General features: G+C 33.9%; 17 protein-coding genes and 5 pseudogenes. 10 read left to right on the plus strand and 12 right to left on the minus strand.

The features are described 5' to 3' along the window. Positions 1 to 108: 108 nt before the first annotated feature. The 10 genes and pseudogenes from CBI42_RS13455 to CBI42_RS00885 all read right to left on the minus strand — a co-directional run. Positions 109 to 216 (minus strand): annotated as a pseudogene (locus tag CBI42_RS13455) (30S ribosomal protein S9); the annotation flags it as partial. Between the two features lie 353 nt (positions 217 to 569). Next, complete coding sequence (locus tag CBI42_RS00840) at positions 570 to 1,082, minus strand: hypothetical protein (protein ID WP_256963619.1); 513 nt, start codon at positions 1,080 to 1,082, stop codon at positions 570 to 572. 1 nt (position 1,083) lies between these two features. Then, a complete protein-coding gene (locus tag CBI42_RS00845; protein WP_094753021.1) occupies positions 1,084 to 1,767 on the minus strand; it encodes a DUF3800 domain-containing protein in 684 nt (227 codons plus the stop codon). Positions 1,768 to 2,445: 678 nt separating this feature from the next. Continuing rightward, positions 2,446 to 3,519, minus strand: coding sequence for a hypothetical protein (locus CBI42_RS00855; RefSeq protein WP_049486640.1), 1,074 nt, complete (start codon positions 3,517 to 3,519; stop codon positions 2,446 to 2,448). A 187-nt stretch (positions 3,520 to 3,706) separates the two neighbouring features. Continuing rightward, on the minus strand, positions 3,707 to 6,832 hold the full coding sequence (locus tag CBI42_RS00860; RefSeq protein WP_094753023.1) for a type I restriction endonuclease subunit R: 3,126 nt from the start codon (positions 6,830 to 6,832) through the stop codon (positions 3,707 to 3,709). A 33-nt stretch (positions 6,833 to 6,865) separates the two neighbouring features. Then, the gene (locus tag CBI42_RS00865) at positions 6,866 to 10,024 is read right to left on the minus strand and encodes a type I restriction-modification system subunit M (RefSeq protein ID WP_094753024.1); all 3,159 of its coding nucleotides are present in this window, start codon (positions 10,022 to 10,024) and stop codon (positions 6,866 to 6,868) included. A gap of 127 nt (positions 10,025 to 10,151) precedes the next feature. Further along, a pseudogene (locus CBI42_RS00870) lies at positions 10,152 to 10,462 on the minus strand (DUF5960 family protein). A gap of 28 nt (positions 10,463 to 10,490) precedes the next feature. Beyond that, a pseudogene (locus CBI42_RS00875) lies at positions 10,491 to 11,354 on the minus strand (ImmA/IrrE family metallo-endopeptidase). A gap of 400 nt (positions 11,355 to 11,754) precedes the next feature. Further along, positions 11,755 to 13,128, minus strand: coding sequence for a hypothetical protein (locus CBI42_RS00880; RefSeq protein ID WP_094753025.1), 1,374 nt, complete (start codon positions 13,126 to 13,128; stop codon positions 11,755 to 11,757). A 17-nt stretch (positions 13,129 to 13,145) separates the two neighbouring features. Continuing rightward, complete coding sequence (locus CBI42_RS00885) at positions 13,146 to 13,499, minus strand: helix-turn-helix domain-containing protein (protein ID WP_094753026.1); 354 nt, start codon at positions 13,497 to 13,499, stop codon at positions 13,146 to 13,148. A 354-nt stretch (positions 13,500 to 13,853) separates the two neighbouring features. Here CBI42_RS00885 and CBI42_RS12755 point away from each other — a divergent pair, with 354 nt between their 5' ends. The 3 genes and pseudogenes from CBI42_RS12755 to CBI42_RS00900 all read left to right on the plus strand — a co-directional run. Beyond that, on the plus strand, positions 13,854 to 13,991 hold the full coding sequence (locus CBI42_RS12755; protein WP_179211339.1) for a hypothetical protein: 138 nt from the start codon (positions 13,854 to 13,856) through the stop codon (positions 13,989 to 13,991). A gap of 356 nt (positions 13,992 to 14,347) precedes the next feature. Beyond that, positions 14,348 to 14,645, plus strand: a pseudogene (locus CBI42_RS00895) (cytoplasmic protein). Positions 14,646 to 14,694: 49 nt separating this feature from the next. Then, positions 14,695 to 14,808, plus strand: a pseudogene (locus CBI42_RS00900) (integrase); the annotation flags it as partial. A 526-nt stretch (positions 14,809 to 15,334) separates the two neighbouring features. Here the strand turns inward: CBI42_RS00900 and CBI42_RS00905 are convergent. Further along, complete coding sequence (locus tag CBI42_RS00905; RefSeq protein ID WP_094753027.1) at positions 15,335 to 18,019, minus strand: SEC10/PgrA surface exclusion domain-containing protein; 2,685 nt, start codon at positions 18,017 to 18,019, stop codon at positions 15,335 to 15,337. 144 nt (positions 18,020 to 18,163) lie between these two features. On the opposite strand from CBI42_RS00905, the gene CBI42_RS00910 reads away from it, so the two are divergent. The 7 genes from CBI42_RS00910 (at position 18,164) to CBI42_RS12760 (ending at position 24,029) form a co-directional block, all read left to right on the plus strand. Further along, positions 18,164 to 18,499 (plus strand): helix-turn-helix domain-containing protein, encoded by a 336-nt coding sequence (locus CBI42_RS00910; RefSeq protein WP_000169361.1) that lies wholly within the window; start codon positions 18,164 to 18,166, stop codon positions 18,497 to 18,499. Between the two features lie 499 nt (positions 18,500 to 18,998). Beyond that, entirely contained in the window at positions 18,999 to 19,391 is a 393-nt protein-coding gene (locus CBI42_RS00915) for a hypothetical protein (protein WP_042750106.1), read from the plus strand. Positions 19,392 to 19,405: 14 nt separating this feature from the next. Then, the gene (locus CBI42_RS00920; RefSeq protein ID WP_094753028.1) at positions 19,406 to 19,945 is read left to right on the plus strand and encodes a hypothetical protein; all 540 of its coding nucleotides are present in this window, start codon (positions 19,406 to 19,408) and stop codon (positions 19,943 to 19,945) included. A gap of 1 nt (position 19,946) precedes the next feature. Then, the gene (locus CBI42_RS00925) at positions 19,947 to 20,669 is read left to right on the plus strand and encodes an ATP-binding protein (protein WP_094753029.1); all 723 of its coding nucleotides are present in this window, start codon (positions 19,947 to 19,949) and stop codon (positions 20,667 to 20,669) included. Between the two features lie 369 nt (positions 20,670 to 21,038). Then, complete coding sequence (locus CBI42_RS00930) at positions 21,039 to 22,430, plus strand: Rep family protein (RefSeq protein ID WP_094753030.1); 1,392 nt, start codon at positions 21,039 to 21,041, stop codon at positions 22,428 to 22,430. Between the two features lie 48 nt (positions 22,431 to 22,478). Next, a complete protein-coding gene (locus CBI42_RS00935; RefSeq protein WP_060956190.1) occupies positions 22,479 to 22,742 on the plus strand; it encodes a helix-turn-helix domain-containing protein in 264 nt (87 codons plus the stop codon). Between the two features lie 66 nt (positions 22,743 to 22,808). Continuing rightward, a complete protein-coding gene (locus tag CBI42_RS12760) occupies positions 22,809 to 24,029 on the plus strand; it encodes a site-specific integrase (protein ID WP_179211340.1) in 1,221 nt (406 codons plus the stop codon). 818 nt (positions 24,030 to 24,847) lie between these two features. Here CBI42_RS12760 and CBI42_RS00950 read toward each other — a convergent pair. Then, a complete protein-coding gene (locus tag CBI42_RS00950; protein WP_084947925.1) occupies positions 24,848 to 25,363 on the minus strand; it encodes a LytTR family DNA-binding domain-containing protein in 516 nt (171 codons plus the stop codon). Position 25,364 lies beyond the last annotated feature (1 nt).

Here is a 25,364-nt window from a genome sequence, read left to right on the forward strand (position 1 = left end):
TAAGCGACTAAAGTCGCAACAACTGTGTCAATTGCACCAATTTAGTAAGAAAGTATAAAAAAGAACACCCCGAAAGGTGCTCTCTGTAAGTATCGTAATTCTTTCGAATTAACGTTTACTAAATTGTGATGCTTTACGAGCTTTCTTAAGACCTGGTTTGACAAGAATGATTTTCAATTGAACTAAAAACAATGCAATACCTTGTGTTTTCAGAACTATATATACCTATTGATTTCATAAAATAGGAATCAATATATTTTAAACGGGGTAATAGTTTAGTTTTGTAAAAATTAACTTCTACACCTAAAAAGCTGATTTTTACTGACTTTATAACTATTTATTAAAAAAAGGTAGAGATTCGTACAGTATTTAGATTTTCCAAAAATTCTTTATAAACTTAAAACCTAGTTTGATAAGATTTTGATGTAGTTAATTTCAAAAGTTTATCAAAATCTTTAATCCAACTTGAATTTTATTATTAATTTTGTTATAATTAAATTAACTCATCGACCAAGCAGTTGAAGGAGATCGCGAAAACGTCCTTAATCAGAAGGGCGTTTTCTGTTTTTTTAGCTCTTCTTATATTTCTCATACTCTTTTATTTTCTTTTCAAGAGCATTATCGTAGTCTAGGTAGTATGCTGTAATAAGAAGGTAATAACTTTCCCTCTCTTCTAATACTATAAAATACCTATCCTCTTTATTTAAAAAACAAATTCTTTTTTTTGATTTGTACGGACGTTCATATACCAAGAAACAAGATTGCTGACAAGCTGCTAAATGATTGGTCTCTATAGCTGGCTTTAACCAGCACAGTCGTTCACTCCTCCTAAAATCAGGCTCCCTTTCATTAGAGCCTTTCTCAAATATTTTACAAGTTAAATGGTAAAAACTGTCTTCTTTATTATTAAATCTTGGCATAGTCTTAAATTCTATAAGCTTATTATTATAAGTAAGTTTAAAATTATATAAGTCCTTCAAAAAAATATCTTTGTATAGATAATCTTCATATGAATAAAAATCTCCACCAAAATCTGATAATTTTATAATATTTGGTAAAGCTTTACAGTATACATCCTCCACACTATTCACCTCTCAAATGCATCTTGAAAATATTAAATTTATGTTCATTATACGTAGTACTACTCACTAGTTCATGATTAGCTCTTGTAGAAACTAATTCACAAATAGCCATTCTTTCTTTACTTCCTGCGAGATCTCTATTTTTGTATGCTACTGTTCCTATTAATAAATCAGCCAACTGCATAATTGAATTTTCATGTGACCTAATCTGTTGAATACCCTTAATACATTTTGTTGTTTTACTCGAATTAGCTAAAATTCTTTTTAATTTATTCACTTTCCAAATACTGTTGGTATCTTTTATATCAATAAAAACATTTACATCATCTTCAAACAAAAATTTCCTCACCAAGTAGAAATATTGTTTATAATAAAACTCATCATGGGTTTGATTATAGTTTTTATGATTCAATTCATTTTTATCAACAATTACAACTCTAAAATTCAAGTATTCATTATCAAAAAAGTAATTAATCAATCTTTCATAGAAATCATATTTTGAGCGTGAAACTTTCCTCCATTTAATTTCAGCATGAGGAGATATTCCAAATTCTCTCTTTATTTCTCTAATCTCTTTGTAAATGCTTTGTCTAGCATAATCCGGACAGGAAATTCCTCCAATTAACATCACTTGTTCTCTATCATTTTCCAAATGACAAGACTCATCACAATATAGATTTAACATTCGTCACCCAACCTTAAATATACTTTATTGGTAATTAGTATATCATATAATCCCCTATCTCAAAAGTCATAAATCAGATTTTAAAAATGATTTTGAATTAAAAATTCAAAGCGGTCTTCATATATTTTTAAAAAACAAGGTAATAAACCGCATTTTGGACACAATTTTGTTAGACTACAACTGGCATCATAAAGCATTTGAATGCTAATACGATTGAATTTTATTTAATGCAGTTCAGGTTATTTTTTAATCATTTGAGAATTTTTAAAGCCTCTTTATATTTTTCTTTGTTACGATAAAACTATGAAAAATATTAAAGAAAACAATATCCGCAAGACATTATGGCATATTAATCGCCATTGCAAAAATATAGAAAATAATCATGAAAGTGAATACAGTAAAACTGAGTTATTTCACTTAAAATCTAGCATTGAAACACTAAGTCGAATTTTGAACAATGAAAAGCCCTATCCAAATTTGGATAGGGAGGAAGTGTTTTGAAGATCAAAACCTAAAAACTATAACTTTAGCTTTCTCAAAGACAACTGTCCGAAAAACAAGTATTTTTCAGAAAGATCGTTTTTATCAAATTTCTTATATACCTACGATATTAGTACAACATACTTTGCAATGATGCTTAATAATACATTCAGGAATAGTAGACATTTTAAAATACATTTATTTATGTCTGTGACTTCGTTTATTTTGACTACCTCCATTATATGTCTTATAGAATTTTCTTTTACTAATTAAAGTATTATTAATTGGATATGGTTTATTCAGCAAATATCTTACTATTCTATCTAATAAATTTCTTGCATTTGCAATAAATACTATATAAAAAAATATGAGAGAATAAGTTCTTATGATGGAACCGATAACTGTTTCATAAATATAATATGAGACTGATGTTTCATCAGTATTATTTAAAATTGTTTTAATAAATTCTTTGAACAATGGACTAGAAATGATTGATTCAGAAAACTGCAATGCTAAATATAAAAATGGTGAAAAAAATATTAACCAGTATTTTTTTCGTTGAAGTCTCCTCTTAAACTTTTCATCGTCAAGATACGTTTCAGATCTTTTAGGTAACAAGTATTTAATATTAGCGTCAAACAGATGAGAAATACAAATTGCTAAAACCATTGCTATAAAAGTCCATGTAAATATTCCATTCTGTATTCCAATTAGAGAAGACAGAACAAAGGGCGAAATTAAAAAAACAATAATAAGAAAAGGAGAGATATGTGCCGAAATATAGAGAATTCTCACTATAATTAGACAAAATAGAAAGAACAGAAGCAATAAAAAAAGTGGTCTTGAAAAGTGAAAGACTGATAAATTTAAGGTAACGACAACATAGCTCTCTATACAACATATCATAATCACCAAATAGTGAAATCCGTAAAATAAAAATTGTTTAAGTCTCTCTGAATTTAATTGTGACTGTTCAAAATATATTTGTTCAATAAAACTTCCTAATCTTTGATTAAAATCTTTCTTGTTCTCAATCGTAAAAATAATACTTACTACAGAATGTGCTAGCAGTAGTATTGCAAAAAAAACTTTAGATACATGACTATTTTCTTCTAGATATATCTCCCAGCTTAGGTAGATTAAAACCGGAAACTCTGTAAGTACCGTAAAAATGTAATTCCATTTCATTGGTCTGTCTATAAAAAAGTCAATCAGGAAATTCAACACTGATCTTACAAGCTTCTTTTTAGGTTTTAGCACTTTTTCTTTCATTGTAATCTAGCTCCCAACTATGTTTTACCTATTACTATAACTATTTAGCTACTAATATTATAGTGTATAGTCTAGATAATTTCCACTAAACAAATACTTTTATTAATATTCTGAAACCATTCTTCGTTCAAATTGAAATATTTACATTTTTAAAAGAGATCAAGTTTAGACTTGACCTCTTTTCTTTTTATTTATACTTCATCTTCACTTCTTGCATCCAACTTGGAAGAACTTTATTCAATTCCATGTTGAGTTTAAGTTTGTTTCCTGCAAATTGATTTGTTGCTTTAGACGCATCGAGTGTTTTTACGAGATCTTCACGGAATGGAATTTCATCTGGTTTTTTCAAGTCATAAGCCTTTAAAGATTTGGTGAGTAGCTGACTGTCTAGTCCCCACTCAGATGCAAATTCTTCGACAAGATTCTTTTGTCTGTTTTCCTGCCATGCATTGAAAGCTGTGTCGAAGTCTGTATCTGCAGATAAATGTCCTGGAACCAATTCCTCATTAATAAAGGTTTTAAGAGACTCGGCAAGTTCGTTCTCTCCTAAATTACTGAGTTCTTGTATTTGCTCCAATATCAAGATTAGGTTATTATCATTGATAACTAGCACTCCATCCTTACTTGATGTCTGTTTATCAATTAGTGTAAATATGCTTTGGGCATCAATAACCTGGGTCCCTTGAATTTTTGTCTTCCCAACTATATTATCAATTATTATACCAGGCGGTTTCGGTTCTTTAGGAAATAGATTTTTATAAGCACCTACATACTGTAACCATGTATGCTCTGTCATCCCAAACGCTTCATCGTCCCAAGAAAACTCATAATATTGTTTTACTTTACCTAACTGGGTTGCTGCATCGATGAATGCTTTTTTAAAGAGTGCCTTTTTCTTCTCATCATCTCTAATAGAAACCCAATTTGTAGGATCTTCTAATTCATCTTTTAAATAAGAGAATTTATCAGCCAATTCAATTACTGCATCAGAATATTTCTTAACCAAAACTCTACTATTTTTCCCACCACTTCCATACAAGCGAAGAGCATTATTTACAAGAGATTCTGTGATTCTAGGAAATTGGAAATTGATAATCGTTCCAAACTCTTTAGTGGAACCAAATACACGATTTGTACGAGAGTATGCTTGAATCAAACCTTGAAGTTCTAACGCTCTATCAACATAAAGAGTATTTAAGCGTTTGGCATCGTATCCAGTTAGTAGTTGGTCTGCGACAATTAAGATATCGATATTTTTAGGATTTCTACCACTCCCTCCTCTTTTCGCACGAGCAGTAATATCTTCAAAATAGGCATTCTCACCACGAACTCTATCACCAACTAGGAGCTTAATCCCAGTAATTCCTGCATAATCTTCAAACATTTCCTCGACAACTTCATTAGCGATATTATCAGGGTCATTTTCGTTCCCAAAACTAAATGTCATTACTACATTAGGTTTCGTATCACCTTCCTGTAATCTTTCTGCTATTTGCTTTTTAAATTCGTGGTAATAATGAATTACACGTTCTTTATAAGCTACCGTTAAAATCGCATTGAATTCTCCCTGTTGAGATTGCGATTCCCAGCTGGCAAGGATTTCTTCTACCACTTTTGGAACATGATACTTATCCTGGTAAAATAATAGACCTTCTTTAATCGCGTTCTTTTCTATTTCCAGTTCAGTCCATTGATGAACTTGTCGTTCAATCTCTCTTTGTCCTTTACTTGGATATTCTTCAACTAAAATTTCAATCAGTTGCTCACGGAGATCTTCATAGCTTCTAAACTCACCTGTATTGATGTAGTCAACATGGAAACCTAAGACATTTCCATCTGCAATAGCTTCATCAATTGTATATTGGTGTAAGAGTGGGCCGAACAGTTTTTCGGTGGTATTAATGACTTCACTACGTTCATTTATTTTACCCTTCACCTTATTTTCATCAAACAAAGGAGTTCCTGTAAAACCAAAGAACAAACTATTTTTGAAGAAATAATCTTTAATGGTCCCCATCATATCTCCCATGGTAGTTCGATGGGCTTCATCAATGATAAAGACAATTTTTTTATCTGAAAGTTGATGATCCTGTGCTTCAAGCAACTCATTTACCAAAATGTTCAGTTTGAAGGTAGTCGTTACTACAATCCCACTCTTAGGAGAAGTGAGTTGTTTTCTCAATTGGTAGGTACTCTTTGTCCCATCAACATCTACGGATTCATAAACGGAATAGGCTTTAAAGGCTTTTGAAGTCTGTTCGTCTAGATCTCGTCTATCCAGCAAGAATACCACTTTATCAAACTCTGTACGGGTTGCTAGAAACTGAGCCGTTTTAAAGCTAGTAATGGTCTTTCCTGAACCTGTTGTATGCCAGACAAAACCACCGTGCGGAATCTTATCTGGATTATCCCAACCAAATGCTGCTTTCTCAACCGCCTGAAGAGCATAGACCTGATAGGGACGCATCAACATATGGCGACGATTTTCTTCATTGTCAGGATCTTCATCGATAATGAGATAGTCTCCCACCATCTGATGGGCCATTGGAACCATCAAGAAATGTTCGATAACTTCTCTATAATCCGTTAATACACGTTGTCCCAAGTGCTTCCCATTTTCTTGACCTTTTTGGGTTACCGACCAATGAAAAACGAAAGCAGGATTGAAATCATTGACGGATTTAGGAGTCGCAAAATAGCGAGTTTCAACATCCGTTGTCACGACCATCATCTGTGAGAAGGCCATGAAGTTGTTGGTGTATTCTCCATCTGCATAGTAACGTTTGAACTGACCAAAAGCTTCATCTAAGCTTTTGTCACTTCGTTTTTGTTCGATATTAATCAGTGGTAAGCCGTTAATGAGAAGCACAAGGTCAAAACGATTGCCGTTAGGGGTTGATACTTCACGAGCAACTTGATAACTCGAGTCACCACCACTCACTTGTGCTTTTTTCAAAATGGTTAGAGTGATTTGTTTTCTTGTGACTTCTGGATGTTCATCACGATAAATCCCATCAATCTTTCCGGTTGAGCCTTCGATGGATAAGATTTTTGCAGCTTCATAACTGTTTGAAATCTGATTGACTTTTGATAAGACTTGTTCAAATTCGCTATCTGTCAGTTCGACACCTTCTAGGACATCGGCATTAATACGATTAAGTTCACTTCTCCAGTTATCAATCAAATCCTGAACAGCCACTTTATGAAGATTACCATTCAGTTTATCTGGAGCTTGCCATCTGAACTTGGTTAATTCTTTTACAAATTCATCCTGAAAATATCTCTCAGATGCGTCTTTATTCATACGACCCATAGGGTTTCCTTTCTAGAATGACTCTTCATCTCTTTAGACAAAGAGTTCATTCAAATAGGCTTTTTTCAAATCTTTTAGTTTATCGAGTTTTTGTTGTTGGAGAGTGATAGATTTGTCAAGTTTTTGGAAAAAATTACCAATTGCTTGTTGTTCAGTAATAGAAGGAAATAAAATAGAAACTTCCCCAATTTCATTTTTATTAATTTTCTTTGGAAAAGCAATATGAAGTGTTCTACTCCATAGTTCTTTTTGAAAATTGATGGATGAAATAGAAGTATTTAAAAAGTTACTATCAAGCTGAGTAGATCGAATTAAGGCCAAACTTACATAAAACGCTAATTTACTATCAGTATTCACAACATTAGACGTTCCAATGTCTCCAATTCTTGTCATCAAAACATCTCCATTTTGAGGAGAAATTTTAAAATCTTTTTCAAAATCAGCCTCAGAAATATACTTGTTTGATTTTAGAGTTTTTATATTTTCAACACTTAAAAACATTATGCCATCTGTTGTATATCTAGGAGTTTGATGTGTTCCATCATAAATTTCTGATACTTCTCCCAACTTCTTCTCTTCCCACTCCCCTTCAAAACCAGGGAAGCGACATTTAGGTACTCGTTCTCCCTCTGCTGGGAAGAGTTCCTTCATCATTGCTTCTAGTTCTTTCTCAAGTTTAGAGATTTCATCATCCAGACTATCTAAAGTCTCAGAATAACGATTATTTAATTCCTCCAACACTGCAATCTCGGCTTTTAGAGGGGATTTGACTAATTCTTCAATTTTGTCAAGAACTGAACCAAACCACTTTTTGTAAAGGACCTGATCTACTTCTGCATCTGTCAATTGTACGATACGTTCTGCAACTAACTCTTTCATTTCAAGTTCTTTTGTTTTAATGGCCTTATTGACAGTTGATTTTTCTTTGGTTAAGTCATCCACTTTCTTGAGAAGTTCATAGTCGACAGAACCTTTTTCAGCTTCCTTCAAGCTAGCTTTCACTAGTTTACTTTCAAAACTATCTTGGGCTTCTCCCTCATCGTTCTTTTTGAGAGTGTCGAAGAGAGCATTATACTCATCACTGTCTTCAACCTTGGCATTTTCTACTAGCTCACTCAACTCGCTATCAATTTCAGAAACACGGGATTTGAGACCTTCGATATCAGCTAGCTCATCCCCATAAAACTCACTAGCGATTAGTTCATTCGGAATGATAACGCCGTTCCATCCGTCTTGAACTTTTTCCTTATTCTTACCTTTGGTAACCATGTTAGGTTCACGAGTTCGACCAGCCTTATAAAAACCTAGTTGCTCAATCAACTCTACATCGTGAGACAGGTAATTAGTCCAAATCTCTGCTATAATTTGGTAGCCATCATAGATACTCAATTGTTTAAATTCTGATAATCGATCTTTGATAGCTGCCAACATCTCTTCTCTTAGTTGTCGAGGACTGATATCAGAGTTCAATTGGTGCAATTTTGCCCAGTATTCTTCTAAGTATTCTTGGATAGAAGCTATTACTTGCACCGTTTCTTCTGTCACTACTGGACTAGATAGTACTGCTTCTGAAAATTCTTCAATAGATTGATTCAATTCAAAGTAACCAGGGCGCTTCTCAGTTAGTGCCTGACCCAGTAGTTCTGGATCCACCTGATGAAGGGCTACTAAACTCTTGATATTGTTTTCTGGAATGCCACCGTATAGATGGGCCTCCACATCATGAGGAATTTCTTCATCAATAGCTGTCACGTAACGAGGGATGTTCATGTTGAACTCGTTTTGAATCAACTCTTGACGACTTGCTAAATGGCTATAGCCTTTTTCTTCGACACGATTCTTGTAAACATCTACAATTTTCGCAATATCTTTCTCTTGGAGGACATTTTGTTTCCCAACTTTGATAAAGTTACGGGATGCATCAATGAAAAGAACTGGTTCGTTTAATTCACGATTTTTCTTCAAAATAATAATACAAACCGGAATACCTGTATTTGTAAAGAGATTACTTGGTAAACCAATAACTGCGTCAATCTGATTTTTCTCTAATAGACGTTTTCGAATTTCACCTTCTGCAGAACCACGGAAAAGGACACCGTGTGGTAAAACAATGGCCATCGTTCCAGTCGTAGATAAGTGATATAGTCCATGAAGAAGGAAGGCGAAATCTCCTTTTGAATCTGGAGGAAGGACACCTGCAATTTCAAAACGCGGGTCACTTGGTTTAAGACCGGCACGATTCCAATTTTTAATCGAATAAGGAGGGTTCATAACGACTGCATCAAACTGGACTCCTTCATTTGGACGTTCCGGATCTTCCGGCCAGTCTTGCCCAAGAGTATCCCCATTTTTGATGCTCATTTTCTCTGGACGAACTCCATGAAGTAAGAGATTCATTCGAGTCAAGTTATAGGTTGCTGTGTTCTTTTCTTGTCCGTAGTAATTGAGACTTTTCTGTAGTTCTTCTGATAAATGTTTTTTAACAGTTAACAAGAGAGAACCTGAGCCGACTGTTGGGTCGTAGATAGAAGTAATCTTTTGATTTGTCGCTACAATCTGCGCCATAACTTCACTGACTTGATGTGGTGTGTAGAATTCTCCAGCCTTCTTACCTGATTCCATGGCAAATTGACCGATCAAGTACTCATAGGCATCTCCAAGTACATCTCCATTTTGAAGAGTCACCATATCCAAATCTTCAAACAATCGGATTAAGGCTTGAATATTTTTATTTCGCTCATTTAAATTGCTTCCTAGAGCTGTATCAGTTAAATCAAGAGTTGAGCTCGAGAAGAGACCTTTGAAATCATCTGAATCATTTGTAAAAGCAATGCTACGTTCGAATTGGTTGAGACTGTCAGTGACTTTTTGAACTTCAAAATTCCCGGCATTCATATCTTGGACCCATGCTTGATATAGATGTTCAGGGCGCACAAAATATCCCAAGATATCCTGAATCATTTTTTCTAGTTCAGTACCATATTCCTGATGAGCGTTTTTATATTCTTCAAACCAATCTTCTTCCTTAGACAGACCTGCGGTTGTCGCAAATGTTTTCAGAGTCTGGTCACTCAAAAATTTATAAAACATAAGGCCCAACATGTAGTCTTTATACCGACTAGCATCCATGGACCCACGTAATTCATTTGCACCATTCCATAAACGAGCTTTAATTTCTTCTGATGTAATCATCTAACTCCCCTTTTTAACGTCTTTTAAAGAATCATTTTGCTAAAATGTTCATTATTTGAAATCGCAACCATTGGCCTTATATTAGGCCAAACTCCAAATATATTATCTATAAAATTATATCATAAAATTAGAGCTTTTGTACGTTGTGGTTACAAAGAGAAGAGTTTAAATATCTAAAAAATCTTATTGGATAGTTGTTTAGCATTTTTATTTCGAACCAAAAATAATGGTCTCTCCCGTCTTTCGTTTTATCTTTATTTAATACAAAAAATTTTTTTGGTTGATTGCCATAGTTCTTAAGATTTCATCAATTAAAAAAGTTAAAGGAATATTCATCGAAGAATATTTTTGAAAGTACTCTACAAATCTAAAATAATCTTCTGAGAAATAGTCCATCTGCAATTTATTTTCATAATACTCTTTTCTATATGTATTCATTTTGTTTGATTGACCTGTTTTTGTCCTTTCATTGCATTAATAGTAATTGTAATTCTGCTTTCTTTCTCGCTTCTTGATCTGTTATTTTTGTACTATCCCACGCATATGCTAGTGTTTTCCCTTTATTATAAATTAACCAAATTCTTAAATTATCTATACTTTCTCTAAGTTCTTTCCAATTATTCTAGTTTACTAATTCTGGCAGTTCCTGACTTGAAACAAATCCCTGTTCAAAAATACGATTTTGGGTCTGAACCTTTAGAGAAGCACTATATTGATTGAACTCATCAATCAATTGTTGTTTTATTTCATGAAACAAACTACGTATTGAAGAATTTTTCATCTCCAGATAGTCATTAACAGCATGTTTAATTTTAACTTCCCCATTTGGAAAATACACTCGTAACAAATCTATCAAACGAAAGTACAGAGCTCGTTTTGAAACCTCTAAACTTTCTTGTACTCCCTGAAAACTATCACAACTGTAGTAGATTTTAGATAATAAGACAATATCCGGCATTAACACTACAGCAGAAAAAATATTTGCCTCACGTTCTAGTAAACTTTCTTGATTGTCGATAGATTCTGTAAAGCATGTACCGCTATGAATAATAAGAAAATGCCCTAATTCATGACATAAGGTAAAATTCTGCTTTACTTTTGGATTATCTTTTTCATAAGAAAAACTAATCCCATACTCATCAATTATAGTTAAACCTTCAATCTTATGATTTGAAAAATGATGAGAAATGATTTTAATTTTGTTCTCACGTATATTATGGTCAAAATAATAGTCGAAGTGGTAGTTCAGTGTTGAAACTTTTTCCACTTTCATGAATGAATATAGGGCCTGTTTTGTGATTTTACTTACTCTTGAATACAATTCATCCAACGAACAGTACCTCCTTTAAGTCATGATTTGCAAAACTAAACCAAAAAGGTTGAGTTTATTATATAAAAAAAGTGGACGATTGTCCACTTAATATTATTAAGATTAAAAAATAAATAAAATCACGATCTACATAAAACGTACCTTGTAAAAACCTACTCCTGTTTTAATGTACTGTTTTTAGTTTAATTTTTATATAAATCATAGTTCAACTTTTACCAAAGCAAAAGGGCTCCTCTCTGTATTTTTTAACACTTATAACATTAAATATACGGATTGTTTTCATGTCTGAATAGAAAGTAGACTATTACCAATATTTTATAAACTACCACACATATTGAGAGGTTTACGAAATCAAACATGTAGTCTAACAAATCACAAATTAATTCAATAAAAAATCTTACTATTCGGTTTCGCTCTTATTTACCCTTTCAATTCGAAAGATTGTAGACAAAATTATAACTATCATGTTAATCCTGATTGGAATAAGTATAACAAAAAGAAGAATTGATTCTTTTAAAGCTAGCGGCACAGATAAAGAAAGAAAATCAGTTAGCATCCAAAGATTGAAGTTAGTATTTTTTGAAGTTCCTACAAGGATACAAAATAAAATAAAATTAATAATAAAAGTTATAGCTGAAGAGAAATAGATAAGATTATTATCAGAGGTTCTACGTTTAATTTCTAGTTTCACTTCCTCAGAATCTAAATTTTCTGAATGACTCGCTTCAGTTTGTGATCCCAATTCAGCTTGTCCTGAATCAACCTCATTTTCTGGTTTAGTAACATTCAATTTAGTTTGCTTATCTATCTGAGTTAGATATATAAGCATAAACAAATACACTACACAAAGTGTTAAAATGTAAAATAAAGTAATTAATGTCCAATGTATTTGATAATCTTGCAACAACATGAAATAGCACATCAAAAAAATAATTATTATTAAAAATAAAGGTAGTGACATTCCCAAGAGCCATTCTTTGATACCCTGCCACTTAATATTTTTTATTAATGGCAAATCTTTAAAGTATTCATTATTAATATCAAAAGTATCTCCAATAGAACGTTCAAAATCTTCTTCAAATTTTGATTTACTATCCTTAAGTTTAGGGAAAACTAAATTATTTCTAAATTCAAATTCCTTTTTTGCATCTGTGGTTGTGTATACACTATCATTAATTTGAAAATCCCATATTTTTTCCACTCTTTTTAAAACATATATCTTTTGGGTTTCAATATACAAGTTATCTATTGTTGCTAATTTATAAGAAATATAACTTAACAATGCTATAATCCCTATAAAAAATAAAAGATACAAAACAACTAGCACAAAATTACTATTTTTATTAAATGTGTCAGCAATATCATTAAACACTTTTGATATATCCGTAATATTATTTAATTGAGGAAAGAAACCTTTTATAAATTTATCAAAACCAAAATATCCAAAGACGGATATTATAATACTATAAAAACCCACCTTTTTAGGCTCATCAATATGTAGGAAGTCTAGATAGTCCTTAAGTTGTTCTTTTGAAACACCTTGTTCTTCAAATTTCTCCTTTAATTTGAACACTACTTTATCTACCTCAAACATAGAAGCTGTCTTTTTATTTATAACTATCCCATTCCGTTTTTTCTTATACCAATCACTATACTCTCTATCGATTATTTCAAAAACTATAGAACCTGAATACTTCTTTTTTGCTTTTTCATTATATTTTAAATACGCAAAAAGTAAAATCAATGTAAGTAAAACTGAAATTATTTGAAACATATATACTATATCCTTTATTATTTCCTATCTTCTTGGATATTCCCAAAAGCCTTCTTCCTCTCCTCCATAAACTCAATCAACTCTTTTTTGAAAATTTTCTTTTCTTCTTCAGTCAGTCCCCTTGAGTTCATACGGAAAAGTAATTCAATATTATCTAATTCATCTGATTTTTCTTCTGAATTTCCAACTAAATAATCAATTGATACATTTAGAACTTGTGCTATCTTAACGAGATTTTCTTGAGTTGGTTTTTTCTTGCCTCTCTCCCAGTCTGCATAGGAAGATTGTCCTATCCCTAATCGTTTTGCGAGTTCAACTTGAGTTAGGTTAGCTTCTTTTCGTAATTCTTTTAAACGTCCTGCAAACGCCATAATTATTCCTCTTCAAATTTTTTAAAAAAATTTCAAAAACCTCTTGACTTTTATCGCCAATAGCGATAAAATATAAATATAGCTGGTAGCGATATTAAAAAACAAAATAATAATCCCTACCAATTGAGATCATTGACAATTAAATAAAAAGTGCGTCTGACAACCAGAGGACTGATTGCCAAAACTACACTAAACTTCGTACCTTTATTGTAAACGTTTTGGAAAGAAAAGTCAAGTCTCTTTATGGTTGAAGTGAAGATATAAAACATTTTGTAGGCTTCCACGCATTTCGGACTTTCGCACTTTTCCGTATAGTAAAGTGAACTGGCTTCGACAAAGGGCGTAAGAGAATCCATGAGATATGATAATGACTACCTTTTGAGATTTGCTGGGAAAGCGATGGTAATTGAAGGAAAACACCTTGCTAAACGTTGCCACCGTGAAGGAGGAATCCTTCAACCAAATAATTTTTCTCTACTGCTGTCTATCTAATTTACTAGATAGATTTACTCTAGCTACTAAGTCCATTTTCTTAGTGGCTTTTTACTTTTATAATAAAGGAGAACCTATGACTAACTTTTTTCGCACAACAATGTGAACGAATCTATAAAACTATATTTTCACCTATGATATCTTTTCCTCATCAGAACAACTCCAGGGGCAACTCTATCATCAAGTCCAAAAGGATTTAGATAAACTAGCCAATCAATCACTACTTACTGGCTTTGCTCATGGTGAAGTACAATTTTACACAAGAATATTTAAACGAAAACTTTTTACTCATTACTACTCAAGAGTGAAGCAACTAGCTTAACTCTTTTTATTTTACACTCAGAAAGGAAACACTTATGATTCAAGAAACACTTGTCATGCTACCAGAATTTATCGGAACTGCTGACTACGAAAAATTGGGCAATGCGCCTCGTTATGTCTTCGGAAAAGAAGGCAAATATCAACGCCACGTGCTAAACAATGAACAACACGGAGCCTTCCACGTAATCACACCTACTTTAGCTACCGTCTTTCCAGAAGATGCTTTGGTTGAAGTGGTTAATCCCATTTTCCTCGCAGACAACTTCCCTAAACGGAAATTCTGTTGCCTCAGCACTTAATGTATTTGCTGAAAAACTGGTTTTTAAAAAATAAGAAAGAATAGGAGAAAACATACATGGCTAAAATTGGATTAAACTATGGAATCTATAAAGCACTAACGCATAGTAAAACGATTACAACAAAGACTTATGTCAACACAAAAGATACTGTAAATCAGACTGTTGGAGATATTGCATTTCGTAGTCTAAAAAAATGATGGGGTGAATTTTGGGGTGGACTCTTGATTTTCAGACAAAAAAGACATCCAAGAGAAAATTCTTGAATGTCTGTAAACGTTGATATAATCGTATTGATTAACGTTTTGAGGCAACTGACTTCGTCATGTTGCAGTCACATTTATAAGCGACTAAAGTCGCAACAACTGTGTCAATTGCACCAATTTAGTAAGAAAGTACAAAAAGAACACCCCGAAAGGTGCTCTTTGTAAGTATAGTAATTCTCTCGAATTAACGTTTACTAAATTGTGATGCTTTACGAGCTTTCTTAAGACCTGGTTGGGGCACCACTTATTTCATCTAATTTCAAAGTGCTTTAAAATCAACGTTTTCATAGGTTTTCAAAAAATAAAATTTCAACTAATTTCAATCAGTTTCATTAAAATAAGGTAAACTTTCATAAAAAATAAGTAAAAATCGAACCAGAATATCAAAAGTTTCCCTTATATAAAATTTATACATATTAGAACAACACCATAGAAAAGAGAGCCTCCGCTCTCTTTCTTTTTATCTATTATATTTTCGTTTTCCTGCTAAAGCGAGGAGTCCAAGACTTGCTCCAAGCAATGCTAAAAGTCCTGAATCCTTTGTTCCTGTATTTGGAAGTTGTTTCTTAGGTTCTGCTTTTGCATTTGTAGCTTGTGCAGGAGCTTGATATGTTTTATCGTCTTTAGTTCCTACTGTCGCAACTACAACCTTATTTTGAGCCTTCGCATCTACAACATCAACTACTTTACCGTTGGCGTCAGTAACTTCTTTAGGTTGACCACCTGCTTTACGGATTGCGTCTGCTTTGTCTTTCAAAGCTTGCAAGCGTTGTTGCTCAGCGAGGTATGCGTCATGGTCAGCTTTGAGTTGCTTAAAGTTCTCATACCCACGAGCCTTAGCTTCTGCGATACCCTCAAGACGAGCCAATTCTTTCTTGGCTGTTTCCAACTCAGCATGGAGTACACCAAGTTTAGCATTAGCATCAGCAAGCTCTTTGTCTAAAGCTTTAAGGACTTCATCACGCTTAGTAAGAGCGAGTTCAAGGACTGTATAAGTGTCAGTAGCTTCTTTAGACGCTTCACGTTTACGAGCAAGGTCTGCACCAGCTAACTTACGAGCCAAGACTGCTACATCATGAGCCTTAGTAAGGACTTCCAACTCACCTTTAGCAGTAGCAAGTGATTGGTCTGCGTTTGAGTGTTCAGCTTTAGCAGTCGCAAGAGCTGACTTAGCTTCAGTAAGAGCCTTAGCTTTGTCAATAGCGTTTGATTTAGCTAGAGCAAGCGATTCCTTAGCAGTTTGCAAAGCTTTAGTGTCCTGTGCAAGTTTGTCTTTAGCATCAGCAAGAGCCTTTTCAAGCGCTGGAACATCAATCTCGTTACCTACCAAATCAGAAAGCTGTTTACGAGCATTAGCAAGAGCTGTTTCTGCACTAGTGTAAGCAGTTTGGGCGGATTGTACCGCTGATTTAGCTTCGTTAGAGGCTGTGAGGGCGTTGTCGTAGGCTTTTTGTGCAGACTCAACCGCTTTAGCGTCTACTTTCTTAGTAGTTGCAGAAGTTGATTGAGGGGCTGACAAAGTGATTGAAGTTTCATACCCAGTTGTAAGTTGACTAAGCATAGCACCTAGACCTACACCAAGGTTAGTCTTGTCAGCATCACGCAATCCAAGAAGAGAAAGAGCGCCACTGAAACGGTCTTCGCTACCTGTATTTTCTTCAACTGCCATGAGAGTTCTTACAATACCATCATATACAACTTGCTTAATCTGAGCCATAGTAGTTACGTCAGAACTTGAAAGATGTGGAGTCATTTTAGAACGGATTGCAACAGATGGAGAAGTTACACCTGATTCTTGTTTAGCAATTTCGTGTTTTTCTTTAAGACTCTTAAGGTGATTTTCTGAGTACCCCCCACCTTTAGCCGTTTTATATTCGTTAGCATTGTTGTTAAAGGCTTCAGCTAATTTAAGAGAACTATCACCTACTGTGACAGGCTTAGTTCCAAACTTAGAACGCAACTCATTAATAATTGACGCTGCATAAGTAGTCAATCGAATTTGTTGCTCTTTAGTTAAGTGTTGGAAATCAGCAATTTCTGTTGCGTCTGTGTCTTCTGAACCATAAGGAATGTCCTTACCTTTATAGTAACGTTTACCTGTAGAGTTGAAATCACTAAGTGAATCAGCTGATGCACCAGATTTAGGGTCAGAATAAGGAACTTCATATACTGCAGTATCTACCATATCTGCAGTACCTGTACCATTGGCAAGAGCCTTGATTGCATCGATATACCCTTGTGAGAGAGCTGGAGCGTAAGTTGCTTTAGGAACATCGTACATTGTTTCAGAAGATGTAGTTGTTTCAGTGACACCTTGTTTAGCTACTTCAAGAGCTGATTTAGCAGAAGTGACTGCCTTATCTTTGTTAGATTGGTCAGCTTTAGCGTTGGCAAGGGCTGTAGTAGCTTGAGATAGCTTGGCTTCAGCACTAGATACCCCAGTTTGAGCGTCTTTGATGGCTTGGGCTTTGTCGGATTGAGCCTTTTTAGCGTTATCAAGGTTAGTCTGAGCAGTCCCTACCGCTTTAATGTCTTCCTTGACTTGGTTAGTAAGCGTAGCTACCTCTTTTTCAAGTTGGGTGGTGTCAGTAGTAGATGAAAGAGAATCTACTTTCTTCTGAGCGTCAGCTACCTTATTAGCCGTAGCAGTGGCAGTTTTCTCAGCATTAGATACTACCTTAGTTTGGTCAGCAACCTTCTCAGCAGTCGCAGATACAGACTTATCAGCATCAGCTACAGTCTTTTCAGCTGTAGCAAGCTCGTTAGCCTTCTTGTCAGCGTCTGCTTTAGCTTCAGTTACCTTTTCGGGTGTAACCGCTTTAGCTTCTTCTACCTTTTTAGTAGTGTCAGCGATAGTCTTTTCAGCATTAGCAATGTTTGCTTCAGTAGTTGAAACAACTTCTTTTTGCTTAGCTACATCCTGACTAGCCTTATCAGATTCAGCTTTAGCCTTATCTACGTCTTGTTGGGTAGGAACCTTAGGTTTAATCTCGTCCTTGGCAACTACCCTAGTTGCTGGCTCGTTAACGGCTACTTCAGTTTCATTAGCTGATACCGTAGTAGATACCCCTAGAGCCGAGATTGCAAGCGTTGAAATAACTGCGCCAGTACGCAATTTCTTGCCGTAATCTTTTTGTAATTCCATCGTATAAATCTCCTTTTGATAGTTCTATAGTCCTATTTTATCACATGTTGTAGTGTTTTAAAACTATTTTATATAGTATTTCTCTTTTATAGTAGTTTTTTAAGACTATAAAATTGAGTATGATAGGATTTAAGGGGTACTGATATGACAAAAACAAATCTACAATCTTATCTAGGTAAGAGAATCCGATTACTGAGACTTCAAAAAAATTTGACTCAACAGCAACTAGAGGAGCTGGCGGACCTACCATTAAAATACACGTACAAACTAGAAAATCTTGAGCCTAATATAAAAATAAAAACATTACAAAAAATTATGGATGCACTTGATACAGATATAGAGACTTTTTTCGATATATCCGTAACCGAAAGCAATCCCTTAATAAATCAGCTAATATATAAAATTAAGGAACTAACACCTAGTAAACAAGAACGAGTTCTCAAGCTAATGATACAGCTTATTGACGAAATAGAAACATAAACCAAGTCACAAAAAATGACTTGGTTTTATTTTATTCTCCTGTAAATAAAAACCGAATATTCTTTGCTATGGTTAAAATTTCTAAGACCCTAGCATAAATTCTTTTACCCTACCGAAAATGAATAATCAAAACAACCTAAAAAATAGGTATCCCAGCGAAGAGGTCTAACTACCTGAGCAAAATAAGAAGAGTCTGACGAAAATTTAGAACAACACCATACTATAATATATATACACTGGCGTAAATTTTTGACTACCTGTACTATAATATTTATACAATGGCGTATTTTTGAGATAATTCAATTTTTAATATTAAAATGACGTAGCTGAAGGAATCCCCTACCGATATAGTAAGTGAATACTCAAAGAAAAGGGGTGATGAAAAATGTACTATTTGAGTTAAATTGATAACATTTAATAACTTGTTATCATCAAAGATTAAAATTACTTGTCAGCATTTAAAAAAAGTCTGACCATGCAAAGAGAAGGAGGCATTCATATGTCAAAAGCAAAAGAATTAATCGTAGGCAACTACGAAAGCGCAAGAGCATTTTTAGATGCTTTATCAACTTCTGTTGATATCCCAGCAGAGATGAAAGTAATTGATACAAATAGCGGAATCATCAATGACGGTCAAGAAAATCAACGTCCGTGGGCATCGCTTACATGCGTAGATGTCGAACTCTATGAACAGTTTGCTAGCATTAGTCAAGAAGCTTACTGCCCATCGTTCAAAATCAAGTTAAAGAATTATCAAAATGAAAACTTAGATAGTTTGATTGATACCAGCATAGTACTTAACAAGTATGACTTGTCATTTGTTCTTGACAAGTTGAAACAGCCAGTCGGCATCGCTCTTGTAGCTGAGCTTGCTGATATTGCACTCAAATAGAAAAGAGATGGCTTATGAAAAATTTCTTAAGAGAAATCATGGAATTAGAGTGGTACTATCAGATTTTCATAGCGTCAATTACCTTTGTTTTAATAGCACTACTTCTTAAGTTTCTGCTATGGATAGTTCCATTTATATTAGGTTCTTTGTTGTTCCTGTGGCTTGTGACAGATGGAGAAATTTTCTCTCTAGCTTGGCATCAATACAAACAAAGAAGTCAAACTGCTATTAATCCTTTATTTGATAGCTTCTATAACTGGTTAACAGAAGTCGGTGTAACAGAACTACCAATCTCTTCACTAAGTTACACACAAGGTGTCGAAGTTACGGAACAAGGTATTTACTTTGTTCATATTGACAAAGAAATCTCTGATGAAGCCCTTGGAAACTTTGAAACAAAAGTAAGACAAGTTGTAAAAACTATGTCAAACGATTCTATAGATTGCGTTGTAAGTCGCTCTAAGCGTGAGCCCTTTCTTGCAGTCAAGGTTCGTTTAGTGTCAACTAATGACATGATGCTAATGCAAAAAAATCAAAGAGAAGAGGACTTCTAGCATGATTAAAAACGTTTTCGAGGTCAACAGTAGGGGGCACCCTTCCCCTTTCAACATTGACATAAACCGATGTTTCGCTTTAATAATCGCAGGCCCATCAGGGGTAGGCAAGTCAACGTTTTTGCGTAGGCTGGTAGGATTGATTTCCTTTTATGACGAAACTGCTGAAGCATATTTCATGGATTTTAAAGCTGATGAAGATATGTTTTCAATGACCGGCAATCATGTTGCTAGAGGTTTTGACTGTTTAGAACTATTCGAAACAGTCTACCAACGCTTTTATGCAAGACTAAATAAACAAGAAAATATTGCTCATAATCTCTACCTAATTTTCGATGAATGGCAGGCTTTCCTTGCATATCTCGAACAAACTGATAAGAAGAAACACAAAGATGTTTTATCGAAAATATTGATGATGAATAGCATGGGTAGAAGTCTAGGTTTACGAATCATTTTATCTAGTCAACGTTTCTTGATGTCTGACCTTCCGGGGCGCTACAATTTTAATTGTGTCATATCCTTATCAACTAGCTTTCTGTTAGCAACAAACAACAGGCAACTCCTTTTTCCTGATATGGAAAAAGATGAAGTTGTAGTAAAACCCCGAGGATATGGTTATTTTCAACTTGAGGGAGAATCTGTCAAGATGTTTCGCACTATTCAAGTAAGAGACGAAGAACGGTTAAACCAGCGGATACAAGAGCTATTTTCAAGATATAGCTAGCGCTTTTTCTGCTACACTTGTTTGATGCGACACTGACCTACCTAGGGATTTCATCGGTTTAGTGTCGGCACGACATTACCAGCAGAAAAATGCCTATTCGCAAGGGCTTGAGGGGTGGAGATTTTTTAAGCGCAACGATGCCGAAGGCAAGGAGTGAAGCGCCAAAAAATACTACCCCGTCCCTTGTTGAATTGGCAAGCGTTCTCGGTTAGATGAGAATCCATCGGGCAGGAGAGGCTGGGATTTGAAGAGTTAAATTTAATTCTTAATTATTCCTAACGCGTGTTAGACTGGGCTTGTCAACGGTCTAACACTAGAATAGTTAAAAGAATAATTAAAGAATAGTTAAAAAAGAAAGGTTAATTATACATGGCAACAAAGAAAAAAGAAGCACTTTTAACCTCGATAACAATTACACAATATTTTGAGACGAAATATTGGAAAAACGGCTGGGATGATGAACTCATTAAATCCGAAAATATCGAAAAAATTCTTGAGGAAATTGTCAGAAGAGTTAGTGAAATAGCAACTGTTTCCGAGGCTTACGCAATAAAACACGACAAGGACACGTCCATCGGTTTTGACAGTGTAACTAGAACAACAACTACCAATCTGAAAAAGCCACATATTCACGCTTTACTCAAGTTCGAGAAAGGTGCAACACTAACTGAGTTAGCTGTAAAAATCGGATTAGAACCTCAGTATCTTGAGAAAGCTAAATCTGGTAGATATGGCTACGATAACTTGTTAGCTTATTTAATTCATGCAAAAGATAAAGACAAATATCAATACACTCCTGACGAAGTATTCACTCTGAAAGGTAAAGACTACTTAGAAGTTTATCACGAAAGACATCTAAGCTGGCTGAAAGGTAAAGCCAAAAAAGAGGTAAAACAAACCTACAAAGATATTGATTTGCTAATCGATAACATTCTGAACGGAAACATCACCAAAAAGGAAATGCTTCTGAATAAAGACTATCACATGCTTTATGCAGTCCACAAAACTAAGATAAACGATACCTTTCGTACCATTGGAGAAATCAAAGGAACTATGACACAGCATGAACTGGAAAACAAGAAATTCAAGAAGACAATCCTATTCATACACGGTGCCTCTGGACTTGGCAAGTCAACATTTGGAAAAGAGATAGCAAAAAGTCTTATTCAGTTAGCAAAACTGAATAATCAAAACTGGAAATCAGTCTTGACTGCAGGTACAAATATGTTTGATGAAGTAAACGGAGAAGAGATTCTTTTTCTTGATGACGTTCGAGGAGATAGCCTAACCGCTTCAGACTGGCTGAAACTATTAGACCCTTATAATATTAGTCCTATCTCAGCTCGTTATCAAAATAAAATAGGTGCTGCTAAGGTCATTATTATCACAAGTTCTAAACATCCTTTGACCTTCTTCTACCATACCAAAGGAAATAATCGTGAGGATTTATCACAATACATTAGAAGAATCGCTCATCTAGTAACCTTAAGAGGAAATAGTGAAAACATTACTTTCCATGAATCACAACCTAAACGAACTATAGACAGAGTTGTGAAAATTCCAGGCACTGACCAAACGATATCATTATCATACGATTTCACACCTGACAACGAAGCAGCAAGTAAAGAAGAATTACTATCCATGTTAGTATCTACAGTTGGACTATATAATAAATGGGAGCACTGGGATTATAACAAAATAAAAACCTCATCCGAAACTTTGGCGAGCGAGGACGAGGTTGCAGATAATCAAGAAAAGTAAGTAGGGTATCTCTTGATACCTCTATTATACCATACATTGGAGGAACAAATGCAAGTAATTCTACCAGATGAACAAGTTAAACAAATTCAGCTCCTACTTGCTGAACTTATCACAAAAGAAATTGAAAAGAAACTGCACCATAGTAACCTTGAAAGCCCTTTTTTAAACAAACAGCAGGCTTGCCACTATCTAGGTATCTCAAACAATACTCTAGATAGTTGGATCAAGAAAGGACTGCCTACAATAAAAATAGGCAAGACTATACGATTTAATAAAGAAGCCATTAATTCATGGCTTTACTCACAAAACTAGAAATATCTATATTTTTGTTTTATAATAGTCATGATATTTTCTGGTTCGATACACAAGGAGAATATCATGACTATCATCAGTAAGACAAAAAACGGAACTTATCGTTTAAAAATCTATATCCCTATTGAAGCACGAATGCCACTTGGAATTGTCAATAGCAACTATTACGATAAGAGATTTAAAACTAGAAAGGAGGCAAGACAAGCTGAGATAGACTTGCTTACCAAGTTAAATCAAATAGAAGATAATAAATTTTCAGGACTTGCAAAAGGAGATATTCTTTTCTCAGACTTCTATAACAATATCTGGTGGGACTCTTATAAAGCAGGACAAACTACATCTACTTCTAAACCACCAAGCAGGTCAACAGTTGCTAATACCAAAACCTGTTTTGAAAAACATATACTGCCACTTCTTGGAAACTATACGATACAGTTTTTAAACCAAAATAAGCAAGTTATCCTAAATCTAATGACATCTAAGGCTAATGAATATGCGAACTTCAAATCTTTACGTAGTTATGTAATTTCCATTTTTGACTGGGCAGAAGAACTTGAGTATATAGAAGCTAATAAAGTTGCAAAAATATTAAGAAGAATAAAGGCCACTAAAAAGATTCAGCTTGCAGAGTCAAAGAGAGAGGAAGATTTATATCTAACCCATGAACAACTACAAGAATGGTTCTCAGCATTTCAAGAAGATTTAGAGAATGATAAAATAACTCTGAAAGATTATGTCCTATTTTATCTCACTTTTTTCTTAGGTGATAGAAAATCTGAAACCTATGCTCTTCAATGGAAACATATCGACTTTTCAAAATCACAGATTCAGCTAATTCAAGCTTTAGATAGATATGGACAAGTAAAATCTACTAAGGGAAATAAGAAAACTATTTTCTCTATTTCTAATGACTTACTTCAGCTCCTTACCTCTTGGAAAGAGCAACAAAAATATGAACTAGCAAAGTTTGGCATCATCAGTAATCCAGAACAATTTGTTTTTACATATATCGATACAAAAGGAAACGTCAACAAGCCTTTACACGCCGACTATCTAAATAATAAAATGAAAAGCATTAGAAAACGACATAAAGAGCTGGCACATGCTACACCTCATAAACTGCGACATACAGGAGCAACACTTGCTAAACAAGCAGGAATGAGCTTAGAAGCTATTTCTGAAGCTCTAACACATAGCGACACAGGTACAACACAGATTTATGTCAATACTTCAAATGTGGTTCCTATGGCAGTCGGTGAATTTGCCTTAAAGTCTCTAAAACAATAAGGTGAAAATAAGGTAAACTTTGAGGTGAACTTTTTCAAAAAACATAAAAAAAGCACCCATGAGGTAAACTCTTGAGTGCTTTGAAACGTTGATAGTATCGTATTGATTAACGTTTACTAAATTGTGATGCTTTACGAGCTTTCTTAAGACCTGGTTTTTTCTACATTATGATATTTATGGTAAATCATCACTAAAATCAAGTAATTTTAAGAGATAAATCCTCAATTTTTACATATATCACCCTTTTAAAAATCGAGAGGTTATCAAAGGGTTATCACTTTTTAGTTTTCGGAGCTTATGTAATTGAGAAATCAGAATAACAATACTAATTATGGGAACCTCTAAAAACTCTAAAATGCGATAAGTTTTAACTCTAGAAACCTTACTAAATCAACATTCTTAGTTTTAGAGGTGCCCTTATAAAAATCAATTTGATAGACTAGATTTTTTGTCTCTTAACAATTTTTTAATTTTATCAACATAATATTTCCAATACAATAAACCAATAATTGTAATAGGTATTCCTAACAAAACAAAATGGATTGCTATAGTAAAACTCAAGCCAGTGACTAGCATATATGCTATTTCAACCATACTAGATACTAAAAATATGGTAAGTAATTGAATATAGACGTTTTTCTGAAATTTAATGGAGTATTTAAATAATAACTCTAAAGTAAATACTTCAGCATATCCGAATATTATGAATAGAATAATATTGACCCAAGATGTTAAACTTGAATTTATAAGAGTAAAATATAGATTATAGATTGCGCCAATGCAAAGCACGAGTAGAAGTTTTTTTAAGTATTTCACCACTAATCCTCCAAGTACTCTAAAAATTGTTTTTTATATTTTCGAGAAACCGTTAAGTTTTGACCATCTGTTAATTCAATGATAAATTTTCCATTCAGAGAAGGATAAATTTTTTCTACAACTAATATATTAACAATAAAAGATTTACTAATTCTCACATAGAATTTACTGAACTCTTCAATCTCATATAACTTATTTTTTAGACTCAAAGTGAGATTATCAGCATAAGCATATACCTTATCGCCAATACCTTCAAAATACAACACATCCTGATAGTTGCATTTTCCTAAAATATCTCCATAAATATCATCTTGTCTATAACCCACAACGGCATGTTCAGGATGTTGAATATTATCTTTGAAAAAGCTAACAATCTCTTCCTCACTAAAATTTTCAAAAAGAAATGTTACATTTTTCACCCCTGCTAAGCGCACGTGTAAAGAGACTGGTAAATCAATCCAATCAGACAACATTTTCTCTAATTGAGATATATTTCCAAAGTACTCGTTTATTTTCACA

The organism is Streptococcus sp. KR (assembly GCF_002238115.1).
Taxonomy (GTDB): domain Bacteria; phylum Bacillota; class Bacilli; order Lactobacillales; family Streptococcaceae; genus Streptococcus.